14 protein-coding genes are annotated in these 12,569 nt (G+C 67.7%); all 14 read left to right on the forward strand.

Annotated features, from left to right (window positions below; all coding sequences use genetic code 11):
• Positions 1–145: 145 nt before the first annotated feature.
• The gene (locus ACYQ07_RS04675; protein WP_459878063.1) at positions 146–2,011 is read left to right on the forward strand and encodes a flippase activity-associated protein Agl23; all 1,866 of its coding nucleotides are present in this window, start codon (positions 146–148) and stop codon (positions 2,009–2,011) included.
• An 84-nt stretch (positions 2,012–2,095) separates the two neighbouring features.
• The gene (locus tag ACYQ07_RS04680; RefSeq protein WP_459878066.1) at positions 2,096–2,329 is read left to right on the forward strand and encodes a GNAT family N-acetyltransferase; all 234 of its coding nucleotides are present in this window, start codon (positions 2,096–2,098) and stop codon (positions 2,327–2,329) included.
• Positions 2,330–2,697: 368 nt separating this feature from the next.
• Positions 2,698–3,876: a 5-(carboxyamino)imidazole ribonucleotide synthase gene (gene purK / locus ACYQ07_RS04685; RefSeq protein ID WP_459878069.1), complete on the forward strand. Its 1,179-nt coding sequence runs from the start codon at positions 2,698–2,700 to the stop codon at positions 3,874–3,876.
• Between the two features lie 87 nt (positions 3,877–3,963).
• Positions 3,964–5,097, forward strand: coding sequence for an N-methyl-L-tryptophan oxidase (gene solA, locus ACYQ07_RS04690; protein WP_459878072.1), 1,134 nt, complete (start codon positions 3,964–3,966; stop codon positions 5,095–5,097).
• 66 nt (positions 5,098–5,163) lie between these two features.
• The gene (gene purE / locus ACYQ07_RS04695) at positions 5,164–5,781 is read left to right on the forward strand and encodes a 5-(carboxyamino)imidazole ribonucleotide mutase (protein ID WP_459878075.1); all 618 of its coding nucleotides are present in this window, start codon (positions 5,164–5,166) and stop codon (positions 5,779–5,781) included.
• A gap of 150 nt (positions 5,782–5,931) precedes the next feature.
• Positions 5,932–7,209 (forward strand): MFS transporter, encoded by a 1,278-nt coding sequence (locus ACYQ07_RS04700; RefSeq protein WP_459878078.1) that lies wholly within the window; start codon positions 5,932–5,934, stop codon positions 7,207–7,209.
• 102 nt (positions 7,210–7,311) lie between these two features.
• Positions 7,312–7,734 (forward strand): NADH-quinone oxidoreductase subunit A, encoded by a 423-nt coding sequence (locus ACYQ07_RS04705; RefSeq protein ID WP_459878081.1) that lies wholly within the window; start codon positions 7,312–7,314, stop codon positions 7,732–7,734.
• Positions 7,727–8,425 carry an NADH-quinone oxidoreductase subunit B gene (locus tag ACYQ07_RS04710; protein ID WP_459878084.1) on the forward strand — a complete coding sequence of 233 codons (699 nt, stop codon included), beginning with the start codon at positions 7,727–7,729 and terminating at the stop codon, positions 8,423–8,425. Before ACYQ07_RS04705 ends, ACYQ07_RS04710 begins: the two co-directional genes overlap by 8 nt.
• Positions 8,422–10,080, forward strand: a complete 1,659-nt coding sequence (locus ACYQ07_RS04715; protein WP_459878087.1) for an NADH-quinone oxidoreductase subunit D — start codon at positions 8,422–8,424, stop codon at positions 10,078–10,080. The genes ACYQ07_RS04710 and ACYQ07_RS04715 overlap by 4 nt, the downstream gene beginning before the upstream one ends.
• Complete coding sequence (locus tag ACYQ07_RS04720) at positions 10,080–11,153, forward strand: complex I subunit 1/NuoH family protein (protein ID WP_459878090.1); 1,074 nt, start codon at positions 10,080–10,082, stop codon at positions 11,151–11,153. Before ACYQ07_RS04715 ends, ACYQ07_RS04720 begins: the two co-directional genes overlap by 1 nt.
• Positions 11,153–11,614, forward strand: a complete 462-nt coding sequence (locus ACYQ07_RS04725; protein WP_459878093.1) for a NuoI/complex I 23 kDa subunit family protein — start codon at positions 11,153–11,155, stop codon at positions 11,612–11,614. Before ACYQ07_RS04720 ends, ACYQ07_RS04725 begins: the two co-directional genes overlap by 1 nt.
• Positions 11,615–11,662: 48 nt before the next feature.
• Positions 11,663–11,932, forward strand: a complete 270-nt coding sequence (locus ACYQ07_RS04730; RefSeq protein ID WP_459878096.1) for an NADH-quinone oxidoreductase subunit J — start codon at positions 11,663–11,665, stop codon at positions 11,930–11,932.
• A complete protein-coding gene (locus ACYQ07_RS04735; RefSeq protein ID WP_459878099.1) occupies positions 11,929–12,267 on the forward strand; it encodes a hypothetical protein in 339 nt (112 codons plus the stop codon). The genes ACYQ07_RS04730 and ACYQ07_RS04735 overlap by 4 nt, the downstream gene beginning before the upstream one ends.
• Positions 12,267–12,569, forward strand: a complete 303-nt coding sequence (gene nuoK / locus ACYQ07_RS04740; RefSeq protein WP_459878102.1) for an NADH-quinone oxidoreductase subunit NuoK — start codon at positions 12,267–12,269, stop codon at positions 12,567–12,569. Before ACYQ07_RS04735 ends, nuoK begins: the two co-directional genes overlap by 1 nt.

Raw genomic sequence — 12,569 nt, forward strand, 5'->3', positions numbered from 1 at the left:
GGACGGTCGCCTCCTCGCCTGACGGGAGCATTCGTGACCGACGACGGCGGGGGCGGGCTTATAAGCCGCGGTCGGCGGGGATTCGGGAGCGACGGGGGCGTCCGGAACGAAAAGAGTTGTATCCCAGCGGCCGGTGTCTCCGGGCATGACACGGCGCCGTCCGCTCGGGGGACTGCTCCCGTCCGCGGACCGCCTCCCGCGGTCCCTCCAGCTCTCGCCGGACGGGCAGACGGCGCTCGCGCTCGTCGCGGTGACGCTGTTCGCGCTCGCCGTCCGCCTGTACGACCTCGGCGGGCGGGTGTTCCACTGGGACGAGGGCCGGGTCGGCTACTGGACGCTGCGCTACGCGGAGACCGGCGAGTTCGCCTACGCGCCGATCATCCACGGCCCGTTCCTGCGGATCGTCAACGCGAGCGTGTTCGGCGTGCTGCCGCCGACCGACGCCACTGCGCGGCTCGTCGTCGCGCTCGTCGGCGGGCTCCTCCCGCTGTCGGCGTGGCTGTTCCGCAAGCATCTCGACCGCGCGGAGGTGGTCGCGCTCGGCGGCTTCCTCGCGTTCACGCCGCTCCTGGTGTACTACTCGCGGTTCATGCGCAACGACGTGCTCGTGGGCGGGTTCGCGCTGGTCGCGCTCGGCTTCGCGGTTCGGAGTCTGGACACGCGGCGGGTGTGGTCCCTCTATCCGGCCGCCTTCTTTCTCGCATTGTCGCTGACGACGAAGGCGAACACTCTGCTGTACGTGCTCTGTTTCGCCGGCGCGGCGACGCTGGTCGCGGACCACCGCTTCCTGCGTGACGTGCGCGCGTCGGGGTCGCCGCGCGCCGCGCTCGGCTCGTGGTGGTCCCGGCTCCGGAAGGGCGCTCGTGAGGCCGCCGGCGACTGGCCCCCGCTGGCCGCGCTTGCAGTTCACCTGCTCGGGCTGACCGTCGTCTTCCTCGGCGTGATCGTGTTCTTCTACGCGCCGCGGCCGATGCTGTACCAGTCGCTCGGGTCGCCCGGGATGTGGAGCGCGGTGGTCCACGAGGCGACGGTCGGCTCCGCCCGCGAGCTGGTTGACCTCTGGATCGCCGGCGACATGCAGGAGGGGAACCCCTACTTCGAGTTCCTCCGCCACGAGATGGAGACGCTGTCGTACGGCGCCGCGGTCGTCTGCGTCCTCGCGCTCGTCGGATTTGTGGTGGACGGGTACGGCACCACGGCGGAGGCCGGTCACGACGCCGGTTCCGATTCCGAATCCGGTGGCGGAGCGCGGGGCGGCGGAGAGGCGGGCGGCGCGCCCGCCGGGCGCAACCGCGCGTTCGTCGCCTTCGCCGTCTACTGGGCGCTGGCGAGTCTGGTCGGCTACCCGGCCGCGACCGACATCAACGCGCCCTGGTCGGCGGTCCACGTCGCGCTCCCGCTGACGATTCCCGCAGCAGTCGGGCTCGTCTACGTGATGCGCGAGGGACTCGCGGCGTGGAGCGCCGCCGACCGCGAGACGGCGGTGCTGGCCGCGCTCGTCCTGCTCGTCGCGACCGGCGGGCTGTTCGCGCCGACCGCCACCTACTGGAACTCCGCGGACCCCGACCAGACGGAGGTGGTCCAGTGGTCCCAGCCGCACAACGACCTTCGCGAGTCGCTGGACGATACGGAGGCCGCCATCGCCATCCACGAGGGCGATCCTGACACCCCCGACATCCTGTTCGTCGGCAGCGAGGTCCGCGATGGCGCCTTTTACGTGGCCGACGAGTCGGTGGCCGACGACAAGGGGGCAACGGGTGGGTGGTACGACCGGCTCCCCTTGCCGTGGTACTACGAGCGCGCGGGCGGCGAGGTGACCTCCATTCCCGCGGATGCCGACCGCGCCGCCGAACTCGCGGACGCGCCGCCGGTCGTGGTCGCGCACGCCGACGACCGCGAGTCGGTCGACCCGCATCTCGACGGCTACGTCGCTCGGGAACACCAGATCCGACTGTGGGACTTCCCGATCGCCATCTACGTCGAGGAGGGTGCGTTGGAGGACGTGGAGTGAGCGAGTTGCGGTGGTAGAGACCGGTGTGCGAGTGAGTGACGCTCCCGTGTCAGGACCAAGCCGGCGCGGGATTCCCGTTCCGGTATGCGTGTTCGAGAGGCGACGCCGGACGACGCCGTCAACGACCGCTTCGTCCGTGAGGGGCATCGTGGCGAGGGTCACGGCACGCGACTGTTGTCCGAAGCCGAGGAGCTGGCCGCGGCCGAGGACTGCGATTTCCTCCGGCTATCCGCCGAGTGGGAGAACGACGGCGCCCGCCGGCTGTACGAGCGCGAGGGCTACACGCCGAAACAGGCGACATACACGAAGCGCTTATAAGTGGTTCGTGGGGTGGATGATCTCGGTGAGGCCGTCGGTCGCTTATAAGCGGTTCTCGGAGTAAGTGCGACGGCGAACACTTCCAAAGCCCCACCCGACCGCAACTGCACCGCACCTCACGCCTCCCCAGCCTCGGCAGACGGCCGCCGGCGGGAAACCGCGCCGCCGGCGACCGCTGCCTCCCTCGCGCGCCGGCTCGCGCCCGGTGGGCGCTCGCCGGGCGCGCCACCGCAGGAGTTCAAAAGGACGACTCCTTCCTTTCCCTACCATCTTATAAGCGCGCGGCGCCCGCCGTTCGATCCACGCCCACGGATCGAACGCTGGTAAAGTTGGCAACGTTTATGCACCGATGTTCGGTACTGGCGGGTATGTCAGTGACCCTTCCCGGGCCGACGCTCGGCGTCGTCGGCGGGGGACAGCTCGGCCGGATGCTCGCGGAGGCGGCGTCGCCGCTCGGCGTGGAGATCGTCGTGCTCGACCCGACGCCCGACTGCCCGGCGGCGCCCGTCGTGCGCGACCAGATCGTCGCGGAGTTCGACGACCCCGAGGGGATCGACGCGCTCGCGGCGCGGGCGGACGCGCTCACCTTCGAGATCGAGCTCGCGGACCCCGACCTGCTCGCGGAGGCGGCGGCCGAACACGACGTGCCGGTTCATCCGGACCCCGACACCCTGCGGACCATTCAGGACAAACTGGTTCAAAAGGAGGCGCTCGCGGATGCGGGAATTCCCGTGCCGGAGTTCGCGGCGGTGGCGACCGCCGACGGGCTCGAACGCGTGGTCGAGGAGTTCGGCGGCGCGATGGTGAAAGCCCGTGAGGGAGGGTACGACGGCCGGGGCAACCTTCCAGCCCAGGAGCCGGAGGAGGCCGCCGCCGTCCTTGACGAACTCGGCACGCACGCGATGGCCGAGGAGCTCGTCGACTTCGAGCGCGAGATCGCGGTGATGGGCGTGAAAGGCGCCGACGGCGAGACGCGCACCTATCCCGTGACGGAGACGGTCCATCGCGAGGAGATCCTCCGCGAGAGCGTCACCCCGGCGCGGGCGGACGACGACGTGATCGCCCGGGCGCAGGAGGTTGCTGAGGACGTGCTCGACTGGCTCGACGGTCGCGGCGTCTACGGGATCGAGCTGTTCGAGACCAGCGAGGGAGCAGTGCTGCTCAACGAGATCGCCCCCCGGCCGCACAACTCCGGCCACTGGACCATCGAGGGCGCGCGCACCTCCCAGTTCGAGAACCACGTCCGCGCGGTGCTCGGCTGGCCGCTCGGCCCCACGGAGCAAGTCGCGCCCGCCGTCACCGCCAACCTGCTCGGGGACGTGGACGAGACCGAGCCCGCGACGCTCCGGCACGTCGAGTCCGTGCTCGCGGCGCCCGACGCCGACCTCCACTGGTACGGGAAAGACGACGTGCGCCCCCTCCGGAAGATGGGGCATTTGACGGTGACCGATGGCGATGAGACGACTGAAGAGGGTGACGACGACCGCGAGCGCCTCCTCTCGCGTGCGCGAGACCTTCGTGACGGCGTCACGTTCCGGGCGGAGTAGCCGTTCTCGGACCGGCCCACGCTGACCGTTGTCCGCGCCGACTGCCCCGTTCGTCAGCTACTTTTCATCGCGCCGAGAGCACCGCCCATGACCGAACGGTACGACGCGGTCGTCGTCGGCGTCGGCGGCATGGGGAGCGCGGCGGCGTACCACCTTGCCGACCGCGGGCTCGACGTGCTCGGGCTCGAGCGCTATGACGTGCCACATGAACGTGGGTCCTCACACGGGATCACCCGGATCATCCGCAAACCGCAGTACGAGGACCCCGCGTATGTGCCACTCGTCGAGCGCGCCTACGACCTGTGGCGGGACCTGGAGGCGGAGACGGGGCGAGACCTCCTCCACGTCACCGGTGGCATCGACGCCGGTCCGCCCGACAGCGAGATCGTGGAAGGATCGCTCGCCTCCTGTTCGGCCCACGATCTCGACCACGAGCTGCTCACGGCGGCCGAGTGCAACGAGCGGTTCCCGGGGTACGACCTGCCCGAGGGGCACCGGGCGGTGTACCAGCCGGACGGCGGGTTCGTGGTGCCCGAGCAGTGTATCATCGCCCACGTCGAGGCGGCCCAGCGGGCGGGCGCCGAGATCCGCGCTCGCGAGCCGATGGCCGACTACGCGACGCTCCCGAACGGCGGCGTCAGGGTGACCACGCCGAAGGGGAGCTACGAGGCCGACCGACTGGTCGTCACGGCGGGCGCGTGGGCGCCGAAACTCGTCCCCGAGCTTCGCGGCGTCGCCGTCCCCGAACGACAGGTACTCGCGTGGCTCCGGCCGAACCGTCCGAAAGCCTTCGACCCCGAGAAATTCCCGATCTTCGTCCACGCGGCCGACGACGGCCACTACTACGGCTTCCCGCGGCACGACGTGCCCGGGTTCAAGTTCGGGAAGTTCAACCACCTCGAAGAGTCCGTCGACGCCGACGACGGGCTTCGGGAGCCGGGGCCGGCCGACGAGGAGCTGTTGCGGAGTTACGCGGAGCGCCACTTCCCCGCCGGCGCGGGCCCCACGCTCCGGCTGGCCACCTGCATGTTCACCAACACGCCGGATTCGCACTTCGTGCTCGACCGACTGCCGGACGCACCACAAGTGACGGTCGGCGCGGGCTTTTCGGGTCACGGGTTCAAATTTGCGAGCGCCATCGGCGAGGTGCTCGCCGACATCGCCGTCGACGGCGAGACGGACCACGAGGTCGGGCTGTTCGGACTCGACCGGTTCCAGTAACGGGGTCGTCGTCCTGCGCTCGCCCCATCCGGGAGTTCCTTAAGCGTCTCCGCCGAACGCCCGTCCATGACCTCGGTGCAGGACCTGATCGACCGACTCGAATCGGAGGCCGACGCGGGCGCGGACCCCGACACCACCCCGGACGTGGGGATCATCATGGGGTCGGACTCCGACCTCCCCGTCATGGAGGGCGCCTACGAGGCACTCGACGAGCTCGGCTTCGCCGAGCAGACCGACTTTGCGGAGCCGCCGGACGCCCGGTTCACCTACGAGAGCTACGTCGTCTCCGCACACCGGACGCCGGAGCTGATGTACGCGTACGGCAACACCGCGGCCGCCCGCGGGCTCGACGTGATCGTCGCCGGCGCCGGCGGCAAGTCCGCCGACCTGCCGAACATGACCGCGTCGCTGGCGTACCCGATTCCCGTGGTCGGCGTGCCGGTCCAGGAGAAGTCCGTCGACTCCGTCATCGGGATGCCGACGGGCGCCCCCATCGTCGCGGTCGACGCCGGCAAGTCGTTCAACGCCGGGCTCTCCGCCGCACAGATACTCGCGCGCGAACACGAGACGGTCGAGGAGCGGCTGGTCGAGTATCACGAGGATCTCAAGGGTGGTGTTGCGGGGGTCTCCGCGGACCTCCACGACCTCGGCATCGACGGATTCCGCGAGAAACACGGCGAGTAGCCCGGTATGGGTGCGTAGGACGAGTCCACGCTCACCCTTTCACGCGCGACTGGGAGCCGCTCGGTCCCTCACGAACGTTCTCCCGTACCGGCCGAGTTTCCCGGTACCCGACTCCGTTTATTCGTACCGTTCGACGGTCCGACCGTTACAGTGACCTCTCCGATCGAACGCGCCCGGACCGGCTTTACGACCCTTCGTAGCGATCCGCGTACACCCATTCTCATCGTCGTTGCGCTCGGCTGGTTCCTCTCGTTGGGCGTCCGGCTGGTGTACCCGGCCGTCATCCCGCACCTCAGGGAAGCCGAGGGGATCGGCCTCGGGACCGCCGGGCTCCTGTTGTCGACGCTGTGGCTCGCGTACGCGCTCGGTCAACTCCCCGGCGGCGTCCTCGCCGACCGGTTCGGCGAGCGAGCGGTGCTCGTCGTCAGCACGTTCGTCTCGGGGGCGATGCTGGGGCTGGTCGTGGCCTCCGGTTCAGTCACCTTGCTGTTCGCGGCGACCGCCCTGTTCGGGCTCAGTACGGCTCTGTACGGCGTCTCCCGGTTCACCATTCTCTCGAACGTCTACCCGGAGAACGACGGCACCGCAATCGGCGTGACGATGGCGGCGGGCGACCTCGGTAACGCCCTGCTTCCGCCGCTTGCTGGATTTCTCGCCGTCACGCTCACGTGGCAGGTGGGGCTCGGATTCGCGATCCCGCTTTTCGTCATCGCGGGGGTCGGAATCCTGGTGTGGGTGCCGAGCCCGGACGCCGACGACGAGTCGAGCGCGGAAGGGGACGCGGCGGTGGACGGCAGGAGCTCCCCGGACGTGTCGCCGCTCTCGCGGGTGACTTCGAGCGCCCGTGACGTGGCGATGTCGCTGCGGCGTCGTCCGGTGCTACTGGTCACCGCGATCCAGACGCTCGGCTACTGCGCGTGGCAGGCATTCACCGGCTTTTACCCGACGTACCTCATCGACGAAAAGGGGTTCTCGGCGACGGCCGCAACCCTGCTGTTCGGCGGGTTTTTCGCGATGGGCGTGCTCGTCAAGCCGATGGCGGGGCGAGCGTACGACGCGGCCGGCATCCGGCGGACGCTCCCGGTTATCCTGTTGACGGCGACGGCTGCACTCGCCGCGCTCCCGTTCGTCGACTCCGTCGGCGGACTCGTCGCGCTTACCCTGTTCTTGAGCAGTCTGCTCGGCTACGCAACGGTGACGCTGACGTATCTCACCGACTCGCTACCGGCCGACGTACAGGGGTCCGGGCTCGGCGCGCTCCGGACCGGCTACATGGTGATCGGTGCCGGCAGCCCGATCGTGGCCGGCGCGCTCGCGGAGGCGAACTACTTTGACGAGGTGTTCCTGCTGCTCGCGGGGCTCGTCGCCGCCGGCGCGGCCTGCTGTGTGCTGCTCCCGCGACAGCCGGAGCGGGCCCATACGGACTGAAGCGGGCGTTAGCGACCGCGGGCCCGCACGGCGGGCCCGCACGCACGAGAATCAACGCTTATGAGGGGGCGGGTCAAATTCGCGCACGTTACGGAGACCTATATGAGCGATTGGATAGCGATCGGCGCACTGGCGGTCGTCGGCCTGTTCATCCCGCTGGGGATGATGGCAGTGTCGGCGCTCATCCGTCCAAGCGTGCCGGAACAAGGCAAAAGCACCATTTACGAGTCCGGCGAGATCCCGACGGGCAACACGCGCATCCGGTTCAACATCCAGTACTACATGGTTGCGCTGCTGTTCGTCGTGTTCGACATCGAGACCGTTCTCCTCTTCCCGTGGGTCGTGATCTACCGCCCCGCGCTGGAGGCCGGCGTCCCGATGATCGACCTGCTCTGGCCCATGCTGGCGTTCGTGGGTATTCTCACGATCGGGCTCGTGTGGGCGTGGCGGACGGGTGCAGTACAGTGGAGTAAAAGCCCCCGTGCGACCGCGCGGAAGACGGAGCGTGAGACCAACTATGAGTAGCGACCAACCCTTCATCACCGACGAATCACAAGTCGTAACGAAGACCCGGGATAGCCGCATGAGCGGCCAGGGAGACCGGTTCAACTCCCGACTGCGCGAGGCGTTCGGCTCCTCGCCGTTCATCCTCACCAAGTTCGACAAGTTCATGAACTGGTGTCGTGGGTCCTCGATGTTCATGCTGCAGTTCGGGATCGCCTGCTGCAGCATCGAGATGATGCACACCTACGCGGTGAAACACGACCTCGACCGCTTCGGGTCGGGTGTCCCCCGCGCATCCCCGCGACAGGCGGACGTGATGATCGTCCCCGGGACGATCGTCTCGAAGTTCGCCCCGCGGATGAAGCGCGTCTACGACCAGATGCCCGAGCCGAAGTTCGTCGTCGGCATGGGGTCGTGCACCATTTCCGGTGGCCCGTTCCAGGAGGGGTACAACGTCATCAAGGGTGCCGAGGAGGTCATCCCGATCGACATCCACGTCCCCGGCTGCCCGCCCCGTCCGGAGGCACTCGTGTACGGCGTCGCCAAGCTGCAGGAGCGCGTCGCCAACGGCGAGGCCTCGCCCGTGACGGTGAAACCCTACGAGCTGGAACAGTTCTCCGATCTCGACCGCGACGAGCTCGTCAACCACCTCGCCGACCAGGTCGACGACGACGACCTCGTGATGCGATACAACTTCGCTGATTCGCCATGAGCCTGAAAGACCCCGAGGCCGACGGCGCCGTCGAGCGCACTCCCGAGGAGCTGGAGGCGCTGCTCGGCGACCGCGTCGTCGCGCGCGACGACCACCTGAACGCGCCCGCGTTCGTGATCCGGCCGGACGCCGTCCAGGACACGCTCTCGCTGCTCAAACGGGAGGCCGGTTTCGACCACCTCTCTTTAGTCTCCGCACAGGAGTACGACAACCGCTACGAGTCGATCTACCACCTCAAGCAGTTCGACGACCCGACCAACGAGGTCAGCGTCGTGGTGCCCGCCGACAAGGACAACCCGGTCTCGGAGTCCGCCGAGCCCGTCTTCCGGACGGCCGACTGGCACGAGCGCGAGGCGTACGACCTGATCGGCATCGACTACGACGACCACCCCGACCTGCGCCGGATCCTCCTGCCGGAGACCTGGCAGGGACATCCGCTGTCACGGAGCTACGACAAGGACCAGCCGCAGATGGTGGCGCTCTCCGAGCACGCCAACCCGCTTGCGGACCATCACCAGGACTCCGACTCCGACACGATGTTCCTCAACATCGGGCCCCACCACCCGGCGACGCACGGCGTGCTCCACCTGAAGACGGTGCTCGACGGTGAGCAGGTCGTCGACGTGGAGTCGGACATCGGCTACCTCCACCGCTGTGAGGAGCAGATGGCCCAGAACGGCACCTACCGCCACCAGATCATGCCGTACCCCGACCGCTGGGACTACATCTCGGCGGGGCTGCTCAACGAGTGGGCGTACGCGCGCGCCGCGGAGGACCTCGCGGAGATCGAGGTGCCGGAGTACGCGCAGGTCATCCGGACGATGGGCGCGGAGATGTGCCGTATCGCGGCGCACATGCTCGCACTGGCGACGTTCGCGCTCGACGTTAACGGCGACTTCACGGCGACGTTCATGTACGCCATCAACGACCGCGAGCGCGTGCAGGACCTGCTGGAGGACCTGACGGGCCAGCGGATGATGTTCAACTACTTCCGACTCGGCGGTGTCGTCTGGGACCTGCCGGAGCCGCGCGAGGAGTTCTTCTCGAAGACGCGCGACTTCCTCAACCAGCTGCCCGGCTCGGTCGAGGAGTACCACAACCTCATCACGTCCAACGAGATCTTCCAGATGCGGACGATCGACACCGGCATCCTGCCGCCGGAGGTCGCGAAGAACTACGGCGCCACCGGCCCCGTCCTTCGGGGCTCCGGCGTCGACTACGACCTTCGCCGTGACGACCCCTACGGCTACTACGACGAGCTCGACTGGGACGTGATCACGGAGGACGGCTGTGACAACTACAGCCGCCTGCTCGTACGCATGCAGGAGGTCGAGGAGTCCGCCAAGATCATCGAGCAGTGTATCGACCTGCTCGAGGACTGGCCCGAGGAGGAGCGGACGATCCAGGCGAACGTCCCCCGGACGCTTCGCCCGGACGACGACACGGAGATCTACCGCGCCGTCGAGGCCGCCAAAGGCGAGCTCGGCATCTACATGCGTGCGGACGGGACGGACAAGCCGGCCCGCTTCAAGATCCGCTCGCCCTGCTTCTCGAACCTCCAGACCCTGCCGGAGATCGCCAACGGGGAGTACATCCCCGACGTCATCGCCGCGCTGGGCAGCCTCGACATCGTGCTCGGGGAGGTGGACCGCTGATGGCAGCGGCCCCGGCACAGCTGTTCCCCGAGTTCATCGCGGACACGCTCGGGCTTCCCGGCGTCATCGGTGAGGTCGTCGCCGCGCTCATCGCGGCGTTCGTCGTCGGGAACATCATCCTCGCGTTCACCGGCGTCGCTGGTCCGTGGGCGAAACGGAAGATCACGGCGGCGTTCACCGACCGCGTCGCGGTCGACCGGATCGGCCCCTTCGGGCTGCTCATCATCCCTGCGGCTGCGGTCCAGCTCCTCGCGAAGGAGCTGATCATCCCGGAGAACGTCGACCGCCCGACCTGGGACATCGCCCCCATCGTGCTGCCGGCGTCCGCGCTGCTCGGCTTCGCCGTCATCCCGATGGGCCACCTCGGCCCGGTTAACCTCCAGCTTGCCGACCCCGAAGTTGGGCTGGCGCTGGTGTTCGCGTTCGCCTCCATCGCCTCCGTCTCGCTGGTGATGGCCGGCTACGCATCCAACAACAAGTACTCGTTCCTCGGCGGTCTTCGGGCCGTCGCGCAGAACCTCGCGTACGAGATCCCGCTCATCGTGACGGCGATGTCCGTCGTCCTCTTCGCGGGCACGCTCCAGACGAGCGGGATCGCGGCCGCGCAGTCCGAGACGCTGTTCACGATCGGCGGCTTCGCCGTTCCGGCGTGGTACGCCCTCGTGAACCCGTTCGCCTTCGCGCTGTTCATGGTCGCGAACCTCGCGGAGATCGGACGGAACCCGTTCGACATTCCCGAGGCGCCCACCGAGATCGTCGGCGGGTACCAGACGGAGTACTCCTCGGCGTACTTCGTGCTGTTCTACCTCGGGGAGTTCGTCCACATCTTCCTCGGCGGCGCCATCCTCGCGTTGACGTTCCTCGGCGGCGCCGCAGGCCCCGGACCGGAGTCCATCAGCTTCATCTGGTTCGTGGTGAAGGTGTGGGCCTTCTTCCTGTTCACCCAGTGGTGCCGCGCGGCACTGCCCCGGGTGCGCATCGACCAGCTCATTGAGATCGGCTGGAAAGGAATGCTCGTGCTGTCGTTCGCGAACCTGGTGCTCACGGCCGTAATCGTGGGGGTGATCGTCTAATGATCGGACTCATGAAATCCATGGCGACGACGATGAAGCACGCGCTCGACGGGAACACCTTCACCGTGAAGTACCCGGAGGAGGCTCCCGACGTGAGCCCGCGCTTCCGCGGCGTCCACAAGTTCAGTCAGGAGCGGTGTATCTGGTGCCGGCAGTGTGAGAACGTCTGTCCGAACGACACGATCCAGATCGTTCAGGACGACCAGCGCAACGGCGAGCAGTACAACCTCCACATCGGGCAGTGTATCTACTGCCGGCTGTGTGAGGAGGTCTGTCCCGTCGACGCCATCCTGCTCACCCAGAACTTCGAGTTCACCGCGGACACGAAAGACGACTTCGTGTACAACAAAGAACAGCTCAAGAACGTCCCGTGGTACAAGGGTATCGACCCCCTCGAATCCCGCAATCCCGACCGGAGCGCGTGGATCGGCGAGGGCGACGGCGAGGTCGACTACCAGTAGCGCGACGTCTCGAAATCTACAAAGGCACTCTCAAAGGAGACAACTACAATGGTCTATGAAACCATCGCGTTCGCGCTGTTCGCCGCGGTTACGCTGGCGTTCAGCCTGGGCGTCGTCCTGGCACGCGACGTGTTCCACGCCGCGTTGCTGCTCGGCGGCGCGCTCACGAGCGTTGCGGTCCATTACGTGATGCTGCAGGCGGAGTTTTTGGCCGCCATGCAGATCCTCGTCTACGTGGGCGGGGTCCTGATTCTGGTCACGTTCGCCGTGATGCTCACGCGATCGGACACTGACGAGACGGAGGTGAACAGCGTATGAGCAACGACGACATCGGCGGCCGGCTCGTTCCGGGGCTGACGGTCCTCATCCTCTTCGGCGTGATGGCCGCGACGGTCCTCACGTCGGAGTTCGGCGAGGCCGCCGGCTTCCCGGAGGGCGAATCGGTCGTTCACAACATCGGCTACGCCCTGTTCAACCTCGGCGACCACGGCGTCGCGACGATCCCCTCCGAGGGGTTCCTCGCGGCGTTCCTGATCGTCGCGGTTGCACTCGACGTCGCGGTCGACGGCGCCATCTACCTCGCGCGACGCGAGGAGGACGAGTCGCTCGCTGCGACCGTCGGCGAGGCGTTCCCCGGCGGAGGTGACCGGTAATGGTGCCCGTCGAGTGGTACCTCCTGTTAGCCTCCGGCGTGTTCTGTATCGGCCTGTTTGGCGTGCTCACGCGGCGTGACGCGCTGTACTTCCTGATGAGCGTCGAGCTCATGATGAACGCCGCAAACATCAACCTGATCGCGTTCGCCGCCTACTACGGCGACCTGACCGGGCAGGTGTTCGCGCTGTTCGTGATCGCGCTGGCCGCCGCGGAGGTCGCCATCGGGATCGGCATCATCCTCGTGCTGTATCGTAACTTCGGTGATACTGACGTGACTGTTCCAACGGAGATGAGGTGGTAA

This window comes from Halorubrum gandharaense (genome assembly GCF_054654575.1).

What these genes read in the sequence shown, in the direction of transcription:
- ACYQ07_RS04675 (WP_459878063.1), top strand. Translation starts at nt 146, where the DNA reads ATGACACGGCGCCGTCCGCTCGGGGGACTGCTCCCGTCCGCGGACCGC.
- ACYQ07_RS04680 (WP_459878066.1), top strand. Translation starts at nt 2,096, where the DNA reads ATGCGTGTTCGAGAGGCGACGCCGGACGACGCCGTCAACGACCGCTTC.
- purK (WP_459878069.1), top strand. Translation starts at nt 2,698, where the DNA reads ATGTCAGTGACCCTTCCCGGGCCGACGCTCGGCGTCGTCGGCGGGGGA.
- solA (WP_459878072.1), top strand. Translation starts at nt 3,964, where the DNA reads ATGACCGAACGGTACGACGCGGTCGTCGTCGGCGTCGGCGGCATGGGG.
- purE (WP_459878075.1), top strand. Translation starts at nt 5,164, where the DNA reads ATGACCTCGGTGCAGGACCTGATCGACCGACTCGAATCGGAGGCCGAC.
- ACYQ07_RS04705 (WP_459878081.1), top strand. Translation starts at nt 7,312, where the DNA reads ATGAGCGATTGGATAGCGATCGGCGCACTGGCGGTCGTCGGCCTGTTC.
- ACYQ07_RS04710 (WP_459878084.1), top strand. Translation starts at nt 7,727, where the DNA reads ATGAGTAGCGACCAACCCTTCATCACCGACGAATCACAAGTCGTAACG.
- ACYQ07_RS04715 (WP_459878087.1), top strand. Translation starts at nt 8,422, where the DNA reads ATGAGCCTGAAAGACCCCGAGGCCGACGGCGCCGTCGAGCGCACTCCC.
- ACYQ07_RS04720 (WP_459878090.1), top strand. Translation starts at nt 10,080, where the DNA reads ATGGCAGCGGCCCCGGCACAGCTGTTCCCCGAGTTCATCGCGGACACG.
- ACYQ07_RS04725 (WP_459878093.1), top strand. Translation starts at nt 11,153, where the DNA reads ATGATCGGACTCATGAAATCCATGGCGACGACGATGAAGCACGCGCTC.
- ACYQ07_RS04730 (WP_459878096.1), top strand. Translation starts at nt 11,663, where the DNA reads ATGGTCTATGAAACCATCGCGTTCGCGCTGTTCGCCGCGGTTACGCTG.
- ACYQ07_RS04735 (WP_459878099.1), top strand. Translation starts at nt 11,929, where the DNA reads ATGAGCAACGACGACATCGGCGGCCGGCTCGTTCCGGGGCTGACGGTC.
- nuoK (WP_459878102.1), top strand. Translation starts at nt 12,267, where the DNA reads ATGGTGCCCGTCGAGTGGTACCTCCTGTTAGCCTCCGGCGTGTTCTGT.